The 19,736-nt window shown below is 67.6% G+C and carries 15 protein-coding genes; 10 read left to right on the plus strand and 5 right to left on the minus strand.

Translation table 11 applies throughout. The features are described from left to right. Both J2X01_RS13390 and J2X01_RS13395 read left to right on the plus strand, forming a co-directional pair. Positions 1 to 192 (plus strand): formyltransferase family protein (locus J2X01_RS13390; protein WP_374724974.1); only part of this gene is annotated, 192 nt, incomplete at its 5' end. A gap of 244 nt (positions 193 to 436) precedes the next feature. After that, the gene (locus tag J2X01_RS13395) at positions 437 to 2,596 is read left to right on the plus strand and encodes an amylo-alpha-1,6-glucosidase (protein ID WP_310058095.1); all 2,160 of its coding nucleotides are present in this window, start codon (positions 437 to 439) and stop codon (positions 2,594 to 2,596) included. Between the two features lie 119 nt (positions 2,597 to 2,715). Here the strand turns inward: J2X01_RS13395 and J2X01_RS13400 are convergent, their stop codons facing one another. From J2X01_RS13400 to J2X01_RS13410, 3 genes are all read right to left on the minus strand, one after another. Then, positions 2,716 to 3,594 (minus strand): polysaccharide deacetylase family protein, encoded by an 879-nt coding sequence (locus J2X01_RS13400; RefSeq protein WP_310058098.1) that lies wholly within the window; start codon positions 3,592 to 3,594, stop codon positions 2,716 to 2,718. Positions 3,595 to 3,622: 28 nt separating this feature from the next. Further along, a complete protein-coding gene (locus J2X01_RS13405) occupies positions 3,623 to 4,591 on the minus strand; it encodes an asparaginase (protein ID WP_310058103.1) in 969 nt (322 codons plus the stop codon). Between the two features lie 256 nt (positions 4,592 to 4,847). Further along, on the minus strand, positions 4,848 to 6,227 hold the full coding sequence (locus tag J2X01_RS13410; RefSeq protein ID WP_310058105.1) for an MFS transporter: 1,380 nt from the start codon (positions 6,225 to 6,227) through the stop codon (positions 4,848 to 4,850). 380 nt (positions 6,228 to 6,607) lie between these two features. Here J2X01_RS13410 and J2X01_RS13415 point away from each other — a divergent pair, with 380 nt between their 5' ends. Then, positions 6,608 to 7,435 carry an N-carbamoylsarcosine amidohydrolase gene (locus tag J2X01_RS13415; RefSeq protein WP_310058108.1) on the plus strand — a complete coding sequence of 276 codons (828 nt, stop codon included), beginning with the start codon at positions 6,608 to 6,610 and terminating at the stop codon, positions 7,433 to 7,435. Between the two features lie 685 nt (positions 7,436 to 8,120). On the opposite strand, the gene J2X01_RS13420 is transcribed toward J2X01_RS13415, so the two are convergent. Then, positions 8,121 to 10,979, minus strand: coding sequence for a molybdopterin-dependent oxidoreductase (locus J2X01_RS13420; RefSeq protein WP_310058111.1), 2,859 nt, complete (start codon positions 10,977 to 10,979; stop codon positions 8,121 to 8,123). Between the two features lie 2 nt (positions 10,980 to 10,981). Beyond that, positions 10,982 to 11,965 carry an FAD binding domain-containing protein gene (locus J2X01_RS13425; protein ID WP_310058471.1) on the minus strand — a complete coding sequence of 328 codons (984 nt, stop codon included), beginning with the start codon at positions 11,963 to 11,965 and terminating at the stop codon, positions 10,982 to 10,984. Between the two features lie 463 nt (positions 11,966 to 12,428). Between J2X01_RS13425 and pucL the strand changes: the two genes are divergently transcribed. The 7 genes from pucL (at position 12,429) to allB (ending at position 19,695) form a co-directional block, all read left to right on the plus strand. Next, on the plus strand, positions 12,429 to 13,337 hold the full coding sequence (gene pucL, locus J2X01_RS13430; protein ID WP_310058116.1) for a factor-independent urate hydroxylase: 909 nt from the start codon (positions 12,429 to 12,431) through the stop codon (positions 13,335 to 13,337). 186 nt (positions 13,338 to 13,523) lie between these two features. Further along, positions 13,524 to 15,122 (plus strand): malate synthase A, encoded by a 1,599-nt coding sequence (gene aceB, locus J2X01_RS13435; RefSeq protein ID WP_310058119.1) that lies wholly within the window; start codon positions 13,524 to 13,526, stop codon positions 15,120 to 15,122. Positions 15,123 to 15,125: 3 nt separating this feature from the next. Beyond that, entirely contained in the window at positions 15,126 to 16,412 is a 1,287-nt protein-coding gene (locus J2X01_RS13440) for a DUF6986 family protein (RefSeq protein WP_310058122.1), read from the plus strand. A 23-nt stretch (positions 16,413 to 16,435) separates the two neighbouring features. Then, on the plus strand, positions 16,436 to 17,251 hold the full coding sequence (locus tag J2X01_RS13445) for a bifunctional allantoicase/(S)-ureidoglycine aminohydrolase (protein WP_310058124.1): 816 nt from the start codon (positions 16,436 to 16,438) through the stop codon (positions 17,249 to 17,251). A 49-nt stretch (positions 17,252 to 17,300) separates the two neighbouring features. Then, a complete protein-coding gene (locus J2X01_RS13450) occupies positions 17,301 to 17,462 on the plus strand; it encodes a hypothetical protein (protein ID WP_310058127.1) in 162 nt (53 codons plus the stop codon). Positions 17,463 to 17,500: 38 nt separating this feature from the next. Further along, the gene (locus tag J2X01_RS13455; RefSeq protein ID WP_310058130.1) at positions 17,501 to 18,298 is read left to right on the plus strand and encodes a hydroxypyruvate isomerase family protein; all 798 of its coding nucleotides are present in this window, start codon (positions 17,501 to 17,503) and stop codon (positions 18,296 to 18,298) included. Between the two features lie 53 nt (positions 18,299 to 18,351). Then, positions 18,352 to 19,695 carry an allantoinase AllB gene (allB, locus tag J2X01_RS13460; RefSeq protein WP_310058133.1) on the plus strand — a complete coding sequence of 448 codons (1,344 nt, stop codon included), beginning with the start codon at positions 18,352 to 18,354 and terminating at the stop codon, positions 19,693 to 19,695. Positions 19,696 to 19,736 lie beyond the last annotated feature (41 nt).

Consider the following 19,736-nt stretch of genomic DNA (forward strand, 5'->3'; position numbering starts at 1 on the left):
TACGTGAACGCGGAACTCGACGAAGGCCCGATCATCGCCCAGCAGGTCGTGGAGGTGGACCACACCTTCGGTCCGGAAGAGCTCGTCGCCGCCGGACGGGACACCGAACGCAAAGCACTCTCCAACGCCGTCCGCTGGCACTGCGAAGGCCGCGTCTTCCTGCAGGGGAACAGGACCGTCGTCCTGCGCTGACTGTACGCCCGGCGCCACCCCGGGCGAACCGCGAGGCGGCCCGCACGCGCTCCTGCCCGCCCGCGCCTCGAACAACGTCCGGGCCTGCTGTACCTCCCCAGAGGACTATTCGAAGGGTCGAACGCGGGCTCTGGCGTCGGAGAGTAAGCAAGAGTAGCGTCGATTGCAGATTTTATTGGCAACGTGCAGCAGCGTGTGCATAGGGGCGAAGGCATGCTGGTACAGGGTTCTTAAAGGGGCCGGGATGGCTGGATGGAATGCCGACACGGCCGCCGGCCCGCTGGGGGCCGGAGCGGTCACTTTGGTGGAGGGGTCCTCTTTCTGCATCTCCTTGCCGAACGGGGACATCCATCCCGAACATCCGCACGGTGTTTTCGTCCTGGATACCAGGATCTTGTCCGGCTGGAGGCTGACCATTAACGGCCATCCCCTGGAGCCGTTGGCGGCGGAGACGAAGGAGCCGTACCGGGCGCTGTTTGCAGCGCGCGCCACCCGCCTGGACGGGTACGCGGACAGCCCGCTGATCGTGGAGCGGCTACGCGAGGTGGGGGCAGGCATCCAGGAGCAGATCACCGTCCGCAATTACTCCCTTAGGCCCGCCGAATGCGTGATCTCCCTGCGGATTGAGGCCGATTTTGCGGATCTTTTCGAGGTGAAGGAGGCGCGGATCCAGCGGCGCTGGGAGGAAACCCGCCTGCCGGACAGCGATACGCTGACCATCCGGGCCGTCTGGCAGGAGGTCCGAAAGGACGTCGTGATCCAGGCCCCCGGAGCAAACATTTCGCCGGAGGGCCTCACCTACCGGGTGTCCGTCCCGCCGCACGGACAGTGGAACACCGTCCTGACCGTAGCGCCCGGCGTCGAGGGAGCCAGCCCCGAAGCGTCCTTCGGCCGCTCTGAGGGGGATGGTTTATCTCCCCGGGACCGCCGCCACAGGGAGTGGGTGGCGAAGATTCCTGTGCTGCAGATGGGTAACCGGTCGATTGAACGGACGCTGCGGCGCAGCTACGACGATCTGGGCGCCCTCCGCATCGAGGACCCGGAGCATCCGGAGCGGGTCGTGGTTGCCGCCGGGGCGCCCTGGTTCATGACACTGTTCGGCCGGGACTCGCTGTGGGCCTCGGAAATGGCACTGCCGGTGGATCCCTCCCTGGCACTGGGGACGCTGCAGACGCTGGCGGACCACCAGGGGACCGTCGTGGATCCGATGAGCGAGGAAGAGCCGGGCAAGATCCTGCACGAGGTCAGGCTCGATGTCTCCACCGGTCTGGCCTTGGGCGGCAAGTCCGCCTATTACGGCAGTGTCGATGCGACACCGCTGTTCGTGAGCGTGCTCGGGGCAGTGAGCCGTTGGGGATTCGCCAAAGACACCATCGCCGCGCTGCTGCCGCACGCGGACCGTGCCCTGGACTGGATCCGGGACTACGGAGACAAGGACGGCGACGGATTCGTCGAGTATGAGCGGCTCAACGACCAGGGCCTGATCAACCAAGGGTGGAAGGACTCCTGGGACGGCATAAACTTCGCGGACGGGACGCTGGCGGAACCGCCCATTGCGCTGTGCGAGGTGCAGGCCTACGTCTACGCCGCGTACATGGCACGCGCCTGGATGGCGTACGACGCCGGCGACGCGGCCCTGGCGGACAATCTCGCCGACCGGGCGGCGCAGCTGAAGAAACGGTTCAACGAACAGTTCTGGATGCCCGAGCACGGGTACTACGCCATCGCCCTGGACCGCGACAAACGGCCGGTGGACGCGTGCGCTTCCAACATGGGCCACTGCCTCTGGCTGGGCCTCATGGACGAGGACAAGGCCCCGGCGGTAGCTGAACGGCTAATGTCCCCGGAGATGTTCAGTGGCTGGGGTGTCCGGACCCTGGCGACCGACATGGGCGCCTACAACCCGGCCAGCTATCACAACGGCTCCGTCTGGCCCCACGACAATGCGATCATCGCGACCGGCCTGCTGCGCTACGGCTTCGTAGAAGAGGCGCAGCGGATCTCCACAGCCCTGCTGGAAGCGGCCGAATACTCCGGAGGCCGGCTGCCGGAGCTCTTCTGCGGCTTCAGCCGGGACCAGTTCGCAGAGCCCGTGCCCTATCCGACAGCGTGCTCGCCGCAGGCCTGGGCGGCGACCGCACCGATCCTGCTGGTAACGAGCCTGATGCGCTACGACACCCATGTGTCCCGCGGCAGCCTCTGGATGGACCCCGCACTCCCGGAATCCTACGGCGACCTGCACATCACCAATGCGCCCCTGGCCGGCGGCAGGATCACCATCGATATCGCCAATTCCGTCCCGGCAGTCCAGGGGCTGCCCGAAGGAATGGTGTTCCACCGCGGGCACCGGCCGTGGATGACCGAACTCGTGGAGCAGGCCAGCCGGCACCCGAAGGCTCAATAAGCGGCAGCTCCGCAGGCTACCTTCCGGTCGATTTCCTTCTCTGTGCTGCGCAGGACCCGTACGGACTGGTCAAGGGGCAAGGCGGTTTCTTTCCTGCGGGCCAGGTCCGTCAGGATTTCCTAACGGGGGCTACGCCGGGCGAAGTCGCGGGCGAGCTCGTCCATGAAGGCGAACTCCACGCCGGCATGGGACTGGATGTGGTCGAAGAGCCGTTCCAGCATGAGCAGGTTCTGCGGCTTGCCCGAGACATCGGGGTGGATGGTGATGGGGAAAACGGCATAGTCCATTTCGCGGTATACCCAGTCGAACTGGTCGCGCCAGAGCTGTTCGATGTCCCGTGGAGACACGAATCCGTGGCTGTTGGGGCTGGACTTGATGAACATCATCGGCGGCAGGTCGTCGAGGTACCAGGAGGCCGGGATCTCGATCAGATCCGTCTCCTGGCCGCGCACCAGCGGCTTCATCCACTCCCTTGCGGACCCGGCGTCGTAGTCGATCTTGGTCCAGGAATCCCCGACGCGCACATAGTAGGGCGTGAAGTCGTTGTGCATCAGGGAATGGTCATAGAGGAACCCGCGCTCAAGCAGGATCTCGTTGGTCACCGGGGAGAACTCCCACCATGGCGCCACGTACCCCACCGGCTTACGCCCGGAACGCTTCTCAATGAGGTCGGTGCAGTAATCGAGGACCTCGGTTTCCTGCGTGCGGCTCATGGCGATCGGATTCTCGTGGCTGTAACCATGCACCCCGATTTCGTGTCCCGCAGCCACGACGGCGTCGAACTGCTCCGGAAACGTCTCAACTGAGTGTCCCGGCCAGAACCAGGTCACGGGCATCTCCCGGCGCTGGGCGAGCTGAAGCAGTCGTGGCACGCCGACTTCGCCGGCGAACAGGCCCCGGGAAATATCGCCCGGGGAGTCCTCCCCGCCGTAGGAGCCCAGCCAGCCGCCGACGGCATCGACGTCTATGCCGACCGAGACGTAGATTTTCTTGGGCATAATGTCTCCTCTGCTCGCAGTGGGTGTTTTAGCGGTAGGTTTCGAATGTTTCCGGGAATTCTTCCGGCGCGGTGTCGTAGGAGAGCAGGACGGCGGCGAGGATGCGCGCCTGGAAGGGGTTGAGGTCCCCCGAGGGGATGGCGCCGGCTGCCACCAGATCGATGCCGCCGCCGTTGCCGTAGGTCGGGACCACGGGTCCCCACGGCGCCCGGGTGCTGAGCACGACGACGCAGCCATTCTCCGTTGCCCGTTTCGTGGCCTCAGCGAATCCCGGTCCCGCGTTGCCTACCCCTGTACCGGCCAACACGACAGCGCGACTTCCGAGCTCTACGGCGTGGTCCAGCAGGTCCGGCGACGCGCCGGGGTACGCGGTGACGATTTCCACGCGGGTGCCATCGAACGCGGCCGGCGGCGTCGGCAGCGGCGGGTAGCGGCGGGGCGTGGCCGTGACCACGAGCCGGTCACCAGCCATGTGGGCCACCGCGGTGCCGCCGCCGAAGGGGCTGCTCGCGGTGGTATGCACCTTGCGGGCACCGCGGGCGGAACGGACCGTTCCGTTGAAGCAGATCAGCGCTCCGGCCCCGCGCAAATGCTCGTCGGCCGCTGCGCGCACCGCCTCCGCGACGTTGCGCGGACCGTCCGCCTCCGGGCTGTCGGCAGTGTGCTGGGCGCCGGTGACCACCACGGGCTTGGGGGAGGCATGCACGAGGTCGAGCAGGAATGCCGTCTCCTCCAAGGTATCCGTGCCGTGGGTGACCACCACTCCGTCGGTTCCCGGATCGGCGAGGGCCTGGCCGACCGCTTCGGCAATCCGGCGCAGGTCGGCAAGGTCTAGCCGGTAGCTGCCAGTGGTCATTACGTCGCGTGCGTGGACCGTGACGTCACCATACTGTGTCGGGACCAGGGCGGCCGAGGTGTCGATAGCCACAGCTCCCCGGGTGCCGTGACTGCGCGATGCGATAGTGCCACCCGTGCCCAAAAGCTGGATGTGCGCCACTGTGCACTTCCTTTCGAGCGGGCGGGTCCGAAGGAGCGGACCATCTCTGCAGAGATGCAACCGCTTGTCCAATGTAATTCACATCACGCCAATGAAAGCAAGAGGTCTGCCGCCATGTCCCGCTGGCTAACTGAAGATCCAGTCGGGCTCCAATCCCTGAGACGGCGGGGACTTCAGCGTCGGCGCAGCCAAAACCGTGAAATTTCCGCTGATGTGAGCTGTTCGGACCCACCGGGCTCGAGCAGCGGGCAGGTCATCAGACCCTGGGCGCCGCGTGCGGGGCCACGGCGCGCGCGGGCTCGGCGGCCACGGGGTCGTCGTGGTAGCGGCGCAGAGGCCGTCCTCCGGTCTCAGGTATGAGGTAGGTGGCGACGAGGAATGATGCGACGGCTATCACTGCGACGTAGATGGCGGGGGCGAGCGAGTATCCGGTTCCCGCGACAAGCCACGTTGCCAGGAAGGGTGCGGTACCGCCGAACACCGCGTAGGTGATGTTGTAACAGGTGCCCGATGCCGCGAAGCGCACGTCGGTCGAGAACATTTCCGACATCAGGACCGAGGTCACCACATTAGCGGTCACGGCCCCCAGTCCTATGAGCAGTTGGCTGGCAACGGCGGTTGCGAACGTTCCCTGTTCGGCGATCATGTACGCCGGAATGGTGAGGATCGCCAGGAGACCGGCGGCGGTCTGCATGGTGCGGCGGCGCCCTATGCGATCCGAGACACGGCCCATGACGGGGGCCAGCGCCGTCGCGAGGGTCAGCGAGATCAAACTCGAGAACAGCGCGAGGTGCTGGGGCAGGCCAACCACCTTGATCAGGAAGGTCGACATGTACGTGGAGTAGATGTAGAAGGAGAGGGCCGTGAGCATCACGAACCCGCCCAGGCGCAGCATCGCGCGCCACTGGGTGCGGAAGACGGTCCCCAAGGACGGGGCGGGCCGGGAGGCGGAATCATCGATCATCGCCTGGAACTCGGGGGACTCGTGGAGCTTGGCGCGGATGTAGAAGGCGATCAGGCCCATCGGCACGGACAGCAGGAAGAGGATGCGCCAGCCCCAATCACCCATGGCCGCGGCCGGCAGGAAGAAGCTGAGCAGCGCGCCGAGTCCAGCGGCGAGGGCGAACGAGGAGAACGTCGCCGCGGACATGGCGGACGAGTAGCGGGCCCTGTGCTTGTCGGGGCTGTGTTCGACGACGTAGATGGTGGCGCCCGCGTATTCGCCGCCGGCGGAAAAGCCCTGCAAACACCGGGCAAGCACCAGTAGGACGGCGGCCCATATACCGATCGTTTCGTGGCTTGGGATGAGCCCGATTGCGGCCGTGGATCCGGACATGAGCAGGACAGTCAGTACCAGGATCTTTTTGCGTCCAAGGCGATCGCCCAGGCGTCCGAAGAAGATCCCGCCCAAGGGCCGCAGCGCGAACGCTACAGCGAACACGGCGAACGTCTCCAGCAGACCCGTGACCGGATCCGTGGACGAGAAGAAGGTAGCGGCAATGTGGGTTGCCATGTAGCCGTAGATGGCAAAGTCGAACCACTCCACCACGGTCCCGGCGAAAGAGGCGCGTACCACCTTTCGCAGGCGCTCCGGGCTCACCTTCTCCAGTGAATTGTCTGCAAGGTCGAGTTCCATGTTGTCTCCGTTCAGGGGTGGCGCCGAGACCGCGTGGTGCTTCACTTCCAGCCCAGCCCACTAGGGCAGTGCTGAGCACACATGATCCAGATCACCGTTGATCACACAACAACGTATTTCCTCTCATAGCAACGCGTCAAGGATTTTGTCGTAATTCTTCCTGTCGCACGAGGAGGCTCAAGGTGATCCTGCAGCACCGGACCCTCGCCGGGCTGCCGGAGTGACGCACTCGCCGATGCTCGCCCTTTCGAGAAGTTGATCCGGTGGAGATGCAGACTCCGGGCACCTCTGGTGCTGTGCCGGTCCGTGCGCTAGAGTATCCAATACAGCAACCTCGTTGCTAGCTTAGAAACACAATAGCCGAGAGAGTGGAGAGAACCATGACAACAGAGACGTCCAACGACATCGAAGCCCGTCTTGCAGCAGTGCTGGAGGAGGCGTTCGAAGCAGGCACGGGCATCTACAACGAGCGAGGCTTCAAGCGTCGGATCGGCTACGGCAACCGCCCCGCCGTCATCCACATCGACCTCGCGAACGCTTGGACCCGTCCGGGCCACCCGTTCAGCTGCCCGGGCATGGAGACGATCATCCCGAACGTCCAGCGGATCAACGAGGCCGCGCGCGCCAAGGGCGTCCCGGTCTTCTACACCACGAACGTGTACCGCAACCGCGACGCCACCTCCGGGACGAACGACATGGGCCTGTGGTACTCGAAGATCCCCACGGAGACCCTTCCGGCGGATTCCTACTGGGCGCAGATCGACGACCGCATTGCGCCCGCGGAAGGCGAGGTCGTGATCGAGAAGAATCGCGCCTCGGCGTTCCCGGGGACGAACCTCGAGCTCTTCCTGACCTCCAACCGCATCGACACCCTGATCGTGACCGGAGCGACCGCGGCCGGGTGCGTGCGCCACACCGTCGAGGACGCGATCGCGAAGGGCTTCCGCCCGATCATCCCCCGGGAGACCATCGGCGACCGCGTCCCGGGCGTCGTGCAGTGGAACCTCTACGACATCGACAACAAGTTCGGTGACGTGGAGTCCACGGATTCGGTGGTGGCGTACCTGAACGCCCTCCCGCAGTTCGAGGGCACGGTCCCGAAGACCCTCTCGGATCCCCAGCCCGAGGTGGCGACCCCCGCGGATCCGGCCTGGTATGCCGGGCCTGGGCAAAACCGCGGCTACGCGCCTGTTTCGCCGTCCAAATAGGGAGCCGCACCACACTCTCGGAGCCCCGCGGCCCGGCACCCCCCAACCCGACCCGACGACAGCCGGCACCCCTCAGCGGGTGCCGGCTGTCGTCGGGTCGGCCTGGGCTGCGGTGATGAGTGCGTTTCTGGAACACAGCAGTCGCCAAGGATCCCGCTATGCCGATCCACCACCCAATGCCGTGAGGAGGCTTCGTCAGCGCGATCAATCCAGCCCTCGACGTCCGAGAATGGCTTGACCTTCATATCCGCGAGGATCACGCGCAGCCCTGGCTTGAAGTTCGTCTGCTTGCGTTGTTGAGGTTCGCCCCGGCATTCTTCTCAATGTCGATGAGGTATCCGAGCGCTTCCAGTGCAATGCCACACTGGACCTCACTCGGGTGCCCCCAGCGATCGTCGGAGCGAAGAACATTCAGCAGAGGACCGACCACTCGGCCGTAGGTCTTCCGGAGTTGGAGCCAACGATGCACGCCACCTGGGCCCTTCGTCGCCGCCACGGTTGTGGTGATGCTCCCTTACGCTGCGGCGTTGGCACGCGGTCGGTCAGCGGCCACCCGCGCAGCGTTGCGCGACAGGATCCCGGAAGGTCTCCACGGGTAACTGCAAGAGGTCTGTGGCGGTCCCATCGGATCACGTCCGCCGGGACCGCCGCCTCGACCCCGCTCCTCGCCGACCAGAACGCGGGTTCAGTGCGAGGGGTGGTGGCCGAGGCAGGCTTGCTTCAGGGCCAGGTAGATCTTGTCCCGGGCGATCGGCAGCTCCGCGAACCGGACGCCGGTGGCGTTGCGGATGGCGTTGGCCAGCGCGGGTGCCACCGGATTGAACGGGCTCTCACTCATGGACTTCGCGCCCAGCGGGCCCAGTTTGTCGCTGGTGTCGGCGAAGTACACCTCGCTGCGCGGCACATCCGCGAAGGACGGGATGTGGTACTGCCGGAGGACGTCCGTGGTGACCCGTCCGGCGTCGTCCACCCGGACCTCCTCATACAGCGCGGCGCCCAGCGCCTGCGCGATGCCGCCTTCGATCTGCCCGCGGCACTGCCTCGGGTTGACCACCACGCCGGCGTCGGCCGCCTGGACGCTCTGCAGGATCCGCAGCTCCCCCGTGCCGGTGTTCACGGCCACCCGGAAACCGTGGACGTTGAACGCCACCGACCGCGGCGTCCCGCCCCAGCGCCCCTCGCTGGAAAGTTCGACGCCGGCCGCTGCAGCGGCGTCGAACAGTTCCGCGAGCGGGATCCGCGTTCCCTCGCAGATGACGGCGTCGTCCGCCAGAACGCAGCCGGAGGCCTGGACCTGACGGATTCCGGCGGCGAAGGCGCGGATCCGCACCGCGAGTTCCTCGGCCGCGGCGAGCGTGGCCTTCCCGGCCACCACGGTCCCGGCCGAGCCGAACGCGCCGGAATCGTGGTCCACCAGGTCGGTGTCCGACTGCCTAACCGTGATCCTGTCCGCGCTGGTGGACAGCGCGGTGGCGGCGAGCTGGGCGTGCACCGTGGTGGTGCCGCTGCCGAATTCCGCGGTCCCGACGTCCGCCTGGTAGCTGCCGTCCGGCAGGAGCCGGAGCCTGGAGTGCGCGAAGTGGCCCCGCGGCGGGACGGTATCGATCATGGACAGCGCCGTTCCCTCCCCGACAACCCAGTCCGGGCCGAGGTCCTCCCGCCCGGCGTCGTGGTCGCGTTCCCGGCCGCGCGCCAGAGCGTCCTCCACCAGCCGCGTGCACTGGTCCAGCCCGTAGCTGCCGTAGAGCACGTCCTCTTCCGGATCGGGGTGTGTGGAGAGCATGTCGTCGCCCTCGCGGACCATGTTGCGGCGGCGGAACTCCAACGGGTCCATGCCGATTCCGGTGGCGAGTTCGTCGACGGCGGACTCGATGGCGAAGATCATCTGGCTCAGCCCGTAGCCGCGGAAGGCCCCGGAGGGCACCGTGTTGGTATACACCGCATGTGCGTCCACCTTCTTGTTGGCGCAGTTGTACACGCCCAGGGATTCGCCGCAGCCGTGGAACATCACGCCCACGGAATGGTTGCCGTAGGCGCCCGCGTTGGTCAGCACCTCCAGCTGCAGGGCCGTCAGTTTGCCCTCCTTGCTGGCGGCGGCCTTGAGGTGGATGGTGAACGGGTGCCGCACGGTGGACGCCGTGAACTGCTCGGTGCGGGTGAATTCGAGCTGCACCGGGCGCCGCAGTTTCAGCGCGGCGAGCGCCACGATGTCCTCGGTAAGGACTTCCTGCTTGCCGCCGAAGCCGCCGCCCACCCGTCCCGCCACCACCCGGATCCGGTCCTCCGGCAGCCCGAAGACCCGGCCCAGGGTCCGCCGGACCAGGAAGGGCACCTGGCTGGAGGTGCGAACCTGGAGCCGGCCGCCGTCGTCGATCGAGGCGATGGCAGCGTGCGTCTCCAGCGCCGTGTGCTGCATCCGCTGGGTGCGGTAGGTCTGCTCGTGGATGAAGTCCGCGGTGGCGAAGGCCGCCGCGACGTCGCCGAGTTCGGAGTGCAGCTCGGCCACCACATTCTGCTCCGGGCGGCCGATGCGGGCCGTGCGGGCGTCCTTGTCCCCGTGGATCGCCGGCGCCCCGGGCCGCATCGCGTCCTGCGGGGTGAACACGGCATCCAGCACCTGATACTCCACTTTCAGCGCCCGGACGCCGGCCTCCGCCGCGGCGACAGTGTCGGCGACGACGGCGGCGATCCGCTGCCCGGTGAACCGGACGACGTCGTCCAGCACGCGGGTGTCGTCCGGATCGTCCGTGAAGAGCTCGTGCTGGGCGGTGGAGAACAGCTGCGCGGGTGAGTCCTCGTGGGTGAAAACCGCCTCCACGCCGGGAATCCGCAGGGCGGCCGTGGCGTCGATGGACAGCACGCGGGCGTAGGCATGCGGGGAGCGCAGGAGCTTCACGTGCAGCAGCCCTGGAAGCTCCGACGCCGGGACATCCAGCGTGTAGCGTGCCGCGCCGGTGACCACCGCCCGGCTGGCGGGCGCCGGAACGTCGTCGCCGAGCTGGCCGGGCCGCGGCTCGGGCTGGCCCTCACCGGCGATCCCGGAGCCCGGCCCGCCGGGGTCCGGGTGCCTGGATTCGCCGTGCGCGGCCTCACCGCAGACGGCGTCCGCAATGGCCCGGTAGCCGGTACAGCGGCACAGGTTCCCCTTGAGGTTCCGCGGCAGGTTGGCCATCTGCTCATCGTCGAAAGTGGCCGCCGTCATCACCATGCCGGCGGTGCAGAACCCGCACTGGAAGCCCTGCCGTTCCAGGAACTGCTGCTGCATCGGATGCAGGCCGGCGCCGGGTTCGGTGCCGGCGCCGGTTCCGGGTTCGGTGCTGGCCAGGCCCTCCACGGTGGTGACGGCCCGGCCGTCGGCGCGGAACGCGGGGTAGATGCAGCTGTGCACGGGCACGCCGTCCACGTGGACGGTGCAGGCGCCGCAGTCGCCGGCGTCGCACCCCTTTTTCACGCCGAAGTTGCCCTGCTCCCGCAGGAACGTCCGCAGGCACTGCCCCGGCCTCGGTTCGGCCTGGGCAGCGGTGCCGTTAATCCCGATGACCATGTTCAGGCCCCTTCCTGCGGCGGCGGACCCGGCGGTGGCGTGCGCTGCGGAGGCCAGAAGTCACCGGACACGCGTGCCTGTGCAGTGCCCGCAGGGGCCGCCAGTTCCGCGCGGATCTCCTCGGCAAGCCGGTAGGTCATGTCCTTGCGCCAGGCGGGGAGTCCGTGGATGTCATCGTGATAGAGCCCGTCCGGGATGGCGGTGTCGAGAGCGGCGGACAGTTCGGCAGCCGCGCCGGTTCCGGTGCCGGTGCGGGTTCCGGTGCCGGTGCTGGTGCCGGCGCCGCCGGTATTGCCGAGATGCAGCTGCACGGGGCGCTTGGTGGCGGCGGTGACGGTGAGGACCAGGCCGCCATCGGCGTCGAGCCGTCCGATCAGCAGCACTCCGGACCTGCCGAGGTTGCTCAGCGACAGCCGGCGGAACGCCACCCGCGCGGCCAGGGCGGACGCCGGCAGGTGGATACTGCGGAGCAGCTCGCCGGGTGCCAGGCAGTTGCGCCCGTCCCCGGTGACGAAGTCGACCACCGCGACGGTTCGGCGGGCGCCGCCCGGACCGAGCACCGTGGCTTCGCCGTCCAGGGCCGCGCACAGCGAGATCATCGGGCCGGCCGGCAGGGACGTGCAGAGGTTGCCTCCCACGGTTGACATGTTCCAGACCTTGAACGACGCCACGAACGAGTCGCAGCACGGCCCGATCAGCTCCAGCGCAGGCCACAGGGCCGCGCGCGTCCGGCCTGATTCGCTGGCGGGCAGCGTATACAGCTCGGCGACGGTGCAGGTGGCCGCGAGCTCAATTCCGGCTTCGGACACGGTGACGGCCGGCCAGTCGGTGGAGCCGAGGTCCAGCAGCCGCCTGAGCGGTTCCGCGCCAAAGGCATAGCTGCCGTAGGAGAACAGTACGGTACCGCCAGCCAGCCAGGCGTCCCCGGGCTGCCAGTCGGCCGGGTCCGCGGTGCGGACCACGGCCTCGATGGTGTTCATGTCCATGGTGCCTCCTGGTGCTGCCGGAGTGTGGTGCGGAGTGCGGCGGGTCGGTGTGGTGCGGAGCTTGGTGGTGCTGGTCAGTGGTGGTTGTCCTGTGGCGGCTGCGGTCGTGAGCATATTCTCGCCCCTCACCCCCGCAGGGGAAAGCACCGCCCCAGCCCCGGTGCGCCGGAATCCGCTGCACTTTCGGACTTCCGCGGCCCGGATCCCCGCCGCGCCAGTCCGAAAACGCCGCGAAAAACGCAGGCCAGCCACCTGAGTGCACGGATCGCGGCCGGTGTAGCCTTGAGCATAATTCGTGGCCCCGGTCACGTACCCTGGGAGCAGCAGGCAGGGTTGTAATGAGCTGACGTCAATTGGCGCCGGCTCTTTTTGTGGGCCGGCGGAGAATGCAACGAACGTGAAATGCGCAGGAAATTTCTATGTGGGATTTTGATTCCACATACCGGAAGTTGGGAACTGCACCATGAACAGCAAGATCGTCCTCGGACAGAACCAGTACGGTAAGGCCGAAGTCCGCGTCGTGAAAATCACCCGCGACACGGCGCGCCACGAAATCGAAGACCTCAACGTCACCTCGCAGCTCCGCGGCGACTTTGCCGCGGCCCACCTTGCAGGCGACAACAGCCACCTGGTGGCGACGGATACACAGAAGAACACGATCTACGCCTTCGCCCGGGAGGGCATCGGCTCACCGGAGGCATTCCTGCTCCGCCTGGGCGAGCACTTCGTGTCAAGCTTCGACTGGGTGTCCGGCGGCCGCTGGGAGGCCGACTCCTACCGCTGGGACCGCATCCAGGCCCATGGCGCGGCCCACGACCATTCCTTCGTACGCAGCGGCCAGGAAGTCCGGACGGCGGTGCTGGTCCGCGACGGCGCAGACCGGCACCTCATCTCCGGGCTCAAGGACCTCACCGTCCTCAAATCCACGGAGTCCGGCTTCGCCGGGTACCCGCGGGACAAATACACCACCCTGCCGGAAACCACCGACCGGATCCTCGCCACCGACGTTTCCGCCCGCTGGCGCTTCACAACCGGCACGGACTTCAGTTCCCTCGATTTCAACAGGAGCTACGGCGACGTCAAGGCCCTCCTGTTGGAGGCCTTCACCGAAAAGTACTCGCACGCCCTGCAGCAGACCCTGTTCGACATGGGCGCCAAGGTCCTGGAAGCACACAGCGAGATCGACGAAATCAAATTTTCGATGCCCAACAAGCACCACTTCCTGGTGGACCTCTCGCCGTTTGGCCTCGACAACCCCAACGAGGTGTTCTTCGCCGCTGACCGCCCTTACGGCCTGATCGAGGCGACAGTCCAGCGCGAGGACGCGGAACCGGCCGAGGCCGCCTGGTCCGGCATCGCGGGCTTCTGCTAGGAAACTGACTCCGCGCCGCTCCGGAGGAAGCTCAATTCGTTTGCCGGAATCCATGGCCGGGGAGGCTATTGTGTTCGCCATGGCCAACGCCCGCAGGAAAGCGTTCCGGTCACGGCGTCACGCCGGGTTCGGAACCGGGTTCGGAACCTGGTTCGCCGCCTGATTCGCAGTCTAGGAAAGGACACAATGGCTCTCACCATTTCAGCCCACAGCCCTGTTGACCGTGCGGAGGAGATCCTCACTCCCGAGGCCCTGGCCTTCATCGAGGAGCTGCACCAGCGTTTCGCCGCCACCCGCGGGGACCTGCTCAAGGCCCGCGCGGTCAAACGCGAGGAAGTGGCCCGCACCGGCCGGCTGGATTTCCTGCCGGAGACCCGCGACATCCGCGCGGGCAACTGGACGGTCGCGCCCGCCCCGGCGGCACTGCAGGACCGACGGGTGGAAATGACGGGCCCGGCCGCACCGGCCAAAATGGCGATCAATGCGCTGAACTCCGGGGCGAAGGTCTGGCTCGCCGACTTGGAGGACGCCAGTACCCCCACTTGGTCCAACGTGATTGAGTCGATCCTGAACCTCCGCGACGCCGCGGCGGGCACCCTGGCCTACACCTCCCCGGAAGGGAAGGAGTACCGGCTCCGCACCGATGCCCCGCTCGCCGTCGTCGTCGCACGCCCGCGCGGCTGGCACATGAGCGAGCGCCATCTGCTGATCGGCGGCGAGCACACTGTGGGCGCGCTGGTGGACTTCGGCCTGCACTTCTTCCACACTGCCAAGCAACTGGTGGAGAACGGCCAGGGCCCGTATTACTACCTGCCCAAAATGGAGAGCCACCTCGAGGCCCGACTCTGGAACCAGGTCTTCGCCTTCGCGCAGGACTACCTCGGCATCCCGCAAGGCACCATCCGTGCCACCGTCCTGATCGAGACCATCCCGGCCGCGTTCGAAATGGACGAGATCCTCTACGAGCTCCGCGACCACGCCTCCGGCCTGAACGCCGGGCGCTGGGACTACCTGTTCAGCATCATCAAGTATTTCCGCGACGCGGGCCCGCGCTTTGTCCTGCCGGACCGCGCCACCGTGGCCATGACGGCTCCGTTCATGCGGGCCTACACCGAACTGCTGGTCAAGACCTGCCACCACCGCGGCGCCTTTGCCATGGGCGGCATGGCGGCGGTCATTCCGAACCGCCGCGAACCCGAGGTGACGGCCCAGGCCTTCGAGAAGGTGCGCGCGGACAAGACCCGCGAGGCGAACGACGGCTTTGACGGTTCCTGGGTGGCCCACCCGGACCTGGTGCCGGTCTGCCAAGACGTCTTCGATGCGGTCCTGGGCGAGCGGCCGAACCAGCTGGACCGGCAGCGCCCGGAGGTTACGGTCACCGCGGACCAGCTCCTGGACATCGCCTCCGCGGGGGGCACGGTCACCGAGGCGGGGCTGCGGCTGAACCTCTATGTCGCCGTCGCCTACACCGCCGTGTGGATCTCGGGCAGCGGCGCCGTCGCCATCCACAACCTGATGGAGGACGCCGCGACGGCGGAAATCTCGCGGTCCCAGGTCTGGCAGCAGATCCGCAACCAGGTGGTCCTCGCCGACACCGGCCGGACCGTGACCCGCGAGCTCGTCTCCGGGATCCTGGCCGAGGAAACCGCGAAGCTCCGCGGCGAGGTGGGCGAGGAGGCTTTCGCGAAGCACTACCTTCCCGCCAGCAGGCTGATCGGCGAGCTGTGCCTCTCCGAGGACTACACGGACTTCCTCACCGCTCCGGCCTACGAACTGGTGGGCTGAGCCGTGGACCTGCCTCCGTCCGGTTCCCTCACGGGCGCCGACCTGAGCAGGATCGATGCCCAGCTGGCGGCGACGGACCGGCTGCTGGAGCGGAACTATCCGGGCGACGACGGCACCCGCCAGCCCGTGCACACGGTCTACGTCCCCGCAGACCACTTCACTCCGGGCTTCGCGGCCGACTGGGGCGCCCGGGCGCTGGCTGCCGCCGACGACCACGGCGGCCTGGAACGGCTGGGCGCCCTGCTCGGCCAGGACCCCGCTCTGGCCGCCGCTGTCGCATCCCGCGTGTCGGCGAAGCTCGGCAGCGAGCCGATCGAGGATCTCCGGCTGGACTTCGAGGACGGCTACGGGGACCGGGGTGACGACGTCGAAGACGCCGACGCCGTCGCGGCTGCGGCCGCCGTCGCTGCCGCGGTAGCGGACGGCAGCGCCCCGCCGTTCATCGGGATCCGGTTCAAGTGCTTTGAGGCGCCCACCCGTGCCCGCGGGCTGCGCACGCTGGATCTGTTCGTCTCCGGCCTGGCCGCCGCCGGGGAGCTGCCGGCAGGACTGGTCCTCACGCTGCCCAAGGTCAGCACCGTGGCGCAGGTGCAGGCGATGGCGTACGCCGTGTCCCGGCTGGAGGACCTGCACTCGCTGCCCGCAGGCCGTCTGCGGTTTGAGGTGCAGGTGGAAACGCCGCAGCTGATTCTGGGCCCGGACGGCACGTCGCCGGTGGCGCAGCTTCCGCACGCCGTCCCGGGCCGGATCAGCGCCCTGCATTACGGGACCTACGACTACTCGGCATCGCTGCAGATCTCGGCGGAATACCAGTCGATGGAACACCCGGTGGCGGACTACGCCAAGAACGTGATGCAGCTTGCCGTCGCGGGCACCGGAATGCGGCTCTCCGACGGGTCCAGCAACGTTCTGCCCGTCGGCGAGGGGGTGCTGGACGCCTGGCGGCTCCATGGCCGTCTGGTCCGCCGCTCGCTGGAACGCGGCTACTACCAGGGCTGGGACCTGCACCCCGCCCAGCTGCCGAGCCGCTTCTCCGCCACCTATGCGTTCTACCGGCAGGGCCTTCCGGCTGCCGCCGCGCGGCTTCGCCACTACGTGGAGCGCACGGCCGGCGGCGTTCTGGATGAACCTGCCACTGCCAGGGCCCTGGCGGCCTTCGTGCTGCGCGGCCTCCAGTGCGGTGCCGCCGGCGCCGGGGAAGTCCGCGAACTGACCGGCCTTGGCCTGCCCCAGCTGACCGTCCTGGCCCACCCCCGGCTGGCACAACCGGCCGGCTCCTCCAACCACTGACCCGTTCACCCAGGAGCGCACGCATGAGCAACTACTTCTCACCCGAAGGCGGCCTGCCGCCGCAGACCCAGCTCCTCACCGACCGCGCGGTGGTCAAAGCGGCCTACACAGTCATCCCCAAAGGCGTGCTGCGCGACATCGTCACGTCCAACCTGCCCGGCTGGACCAGAACCCGGGCCTGGATCATCGCCCGGCCCATCGCCGGATTCTCGACGACGTTCTCGCAGCTGATCGTGGAAGTCGCGCCGGGCGGCGGCAGCCTCAAACCCGAGGCGGAGACCGGCGTCGAAGGCGTCATCTTCCTCACCCAGGGTGAGCTGACGCTGACGCTCGACGGCGAGGTCCACCATCTGGAGGCCGGCAGCTACGCCTACCTCGCTGCGGGCTCTGGCTGGAGGGTCTCCAACGATGCTGCCGAGGGGGCTGCGAGTTTCCAGTGGATCCGCAAGGCCTATGAGCCGCTGGAGGGCTTCACGGCGAAGTCTTTCGTGACCCGGGACCAGGACGTCGAGCCGCAACCGATGCCGGACACCAACGGCGTCTGGGCGACCTCGCGCTTCGTGGACCCGGACGATCTGGCCCACGACATGCACGTCAACATCGTCACGTTCCAGCCCGGCGGGTCCATCCCGTTCGCCGAAACCCATGTGATGGAACACGGGCTCTTCGTCCTGGAGGGCAAAGCCGTCTACCGGCTCAACGACGACTGGGTGGAGGTCGAGGCCGGCGACTTCATGTGGCTCCGCGCCTTCTGCCCGCAGGCCTGCTACGCCGGCGGGCCCGGCCCCTTCCGCTACCTGCTCTACAAGGACGTCAACCGCCAGATCCGCCTCACCTGAGCACGGCCGGGTCCCCCGGGTGCTTGGTGATGCTTGCTAGCCTGAGGTTGTGAAGTACGAGTCCCTGTGGATCGGAATGCTCCTCGGCGCCGCCATCGGCCTGGCCATCGGGGTTGCCACGGCGGACAAGCCGTTCACAGGCCTCCTGATCGGCATTGGCGTCGGGGCACTGGTGGGCCTGGCGGCCCGGAAGGACCCCACGAAGGGGTAGCCGTGGATCAGGCCCTGCCCGCACCGGAAAGAACCCACATGACATATTCCGTGAACTGCTCCATCCTGCTGACCGAACTGCCCCTCCTTCAGCGGCCCGCCGCGGCAAAGGCCGCCGGCTTCGACGCCGTCGAGTTCTGGTGGCCGTTCGCGTCGTCAGTCCCGGGAGACGCCGAACTCACCCGGTTCGAGCGCGCGGTCACCGACGCGGGCGTCCAGCTCACCGCCCTCAACTTCAGTGCCGGAGACATGCCGGCCGGGGACCGGGGCCTGGTGTCCTGGCCGGAGCGCAGCTCCGAGTTCAAGGACAACATCGACGTCGTGGCCGGCATCGGCGGACGGCTCGGCTGCGCATTCTTCAACGCCCTCTACGGCAACCGGCAGGACGGGCACACCCCCGAATCGCAGGACGAACTGGCGGTCATCAACCTCGCGGCCGCGGCGGCCGGCGTGGCCCGCATTGGCGGCACCGTCCTGCTCGAACCGCTCAGCGGCGCGCCGCACTACCCGCTCCGCACCGCCGGGGACGCCCTCCGGGTCATCTCCCGGGTGACCGGGGCAACGGGCGCGGGGAACATCAAGCTCCTCGCCGATTTCTATCACCTCGCGGTCAACGGCGAGGACGTGGCCGCTGTCACCGAAAAGCACGCCCCCGACTTCGGCCACATCCAGATCGCCGACAACCCCGGCCGCGGCGCTCCCGGAACCGGTGAACTGCCCCTCGGCGAGTGGATCGCGCGCAGCCGCCAACTCGGCTACGCGGGCTACATCGCCCTCGAATATAAAGAACCCGCGGAAACCGCCTTCGACTGGGCCCTCCACCAGCGCGCGTCCTGATTTACGACGGCGGCGCCAAAACAGAACCGCGGCAGTGAGTCAGGAGAGACTGAATGTCCGAGGAATCCTTCGACCTCGTCATCCGGGGCCAGCGCGTCCTGGCGGCGGCCGGGACTGCGCCGCGCGAAGTGGGAGTGCGCCTAGGAAAAATCGCTGCCATCGAGCCGCTCGGCAGCGGCCTGCACGGCGCCGACGTCATTGAACTCGCGGACGACGAATGCCTGCTTCCCGGGCTCGTGGACACCCACGTCCACGTCAACGAGCCGGGCCGCACCGACTGGGAGGGCTTTGCCTCCGCAACCCGGGCCGCGGCGGCCGGCGGCGTGACCACCATCATCGACATGCCGCTCAACAGCATCCCGCCCACCACCACGGTGGACGGCCTCAAACTCAAACGCGCCGCCGCCGAGGACCAGGCGTTCGTTGACGTCGGGTTCTGGGGCGGAGCCGTCCCCGGCAACAAGACGGACCTCCGCCCGCTGCACGACGAGGGCGTCTTCGGCTTTAAGTGTTTCCTGCTGCCCTCCGGCGTCGACGAGTTCCCCCAACTGGACGCCGGGGAGCTGGAAGCGGACCTGGCCGAACTCAAGTCCTTCGATGCGCTCATGATCGTCCATGCCGAGGACTCCCGCACGATCGACCGTGCGCCGCACGCGGGCGGGCCCGAGTACGCCAAATTCCTGGCGTCCCGGCCACGCGGCGCCGAGAACGAGGCCATCGCCGAGGTGATCGAACGCGCCCGCCGGACCGGGGCCCGCGCCCACATTCTGCACTTGTCATCATCGGACGCCCTGCCCCTGATCGCCAGCGCAAAGCGCGACGGCGTCCGGCTCACCGTGGAGACCTGCCCGCATTACCTCACCCTCACGGCCGAGGAAATCCCCGACGGCGCCACCGCCTTCAAGTGCTGCCCACCGATCCGCGAGGCCTCCAACCGGGAACTGCTCTGGAAGGGCCTCCAGGATGGCACCATCGACTGCATCGTCTCCGACCACTCGCCCAGCACCCTGGACCTCAAGGACCTGGAAAACGGCGACTTTGCCGTGGCCTGGGGCGGGGTTTCCTCACTCCAGCTGGGCCTGTCCCTGATCTGGACGGAAGCCCGGCACCGCGGCATTCCGCTGGAACAGGTCGTGTCCTGGCTGTCCCGGAAGCCCGCCGCACTCGCCCGGTTGACCAACAAAGGCCAGCTCGCTCCGGGATACGACGCCGATTTCTGCATCTTTGCCCCCGACGGGACCTTCGTCGTGGACGTAACCCGGCTCAAGCACAAGAATCCCATCACCCCCTACGACGGCAAGGCACTCTCCGGCGTGGTCCGCAGAACCTTCCTGCGCGGACAGGAGATCGACGGCAGGACTCCCCGCGGAAGACTGCTGCGCCGCGGCGGAACCTGACGGCCCCGGCAAACGGCGCATGTCCCCCGGTGGCGGATCTG

The sequence above is a fragment of the Arthrobacter ginsengisoli genome (assembly GCF_031456935.1).
Classification (GTDB): Bacteria; Actinomycetota; Actinomycetes; order Actinomycetales; family Micrococcaceae; genus Arthrobacter; species Arthrobacter ginsengisoli.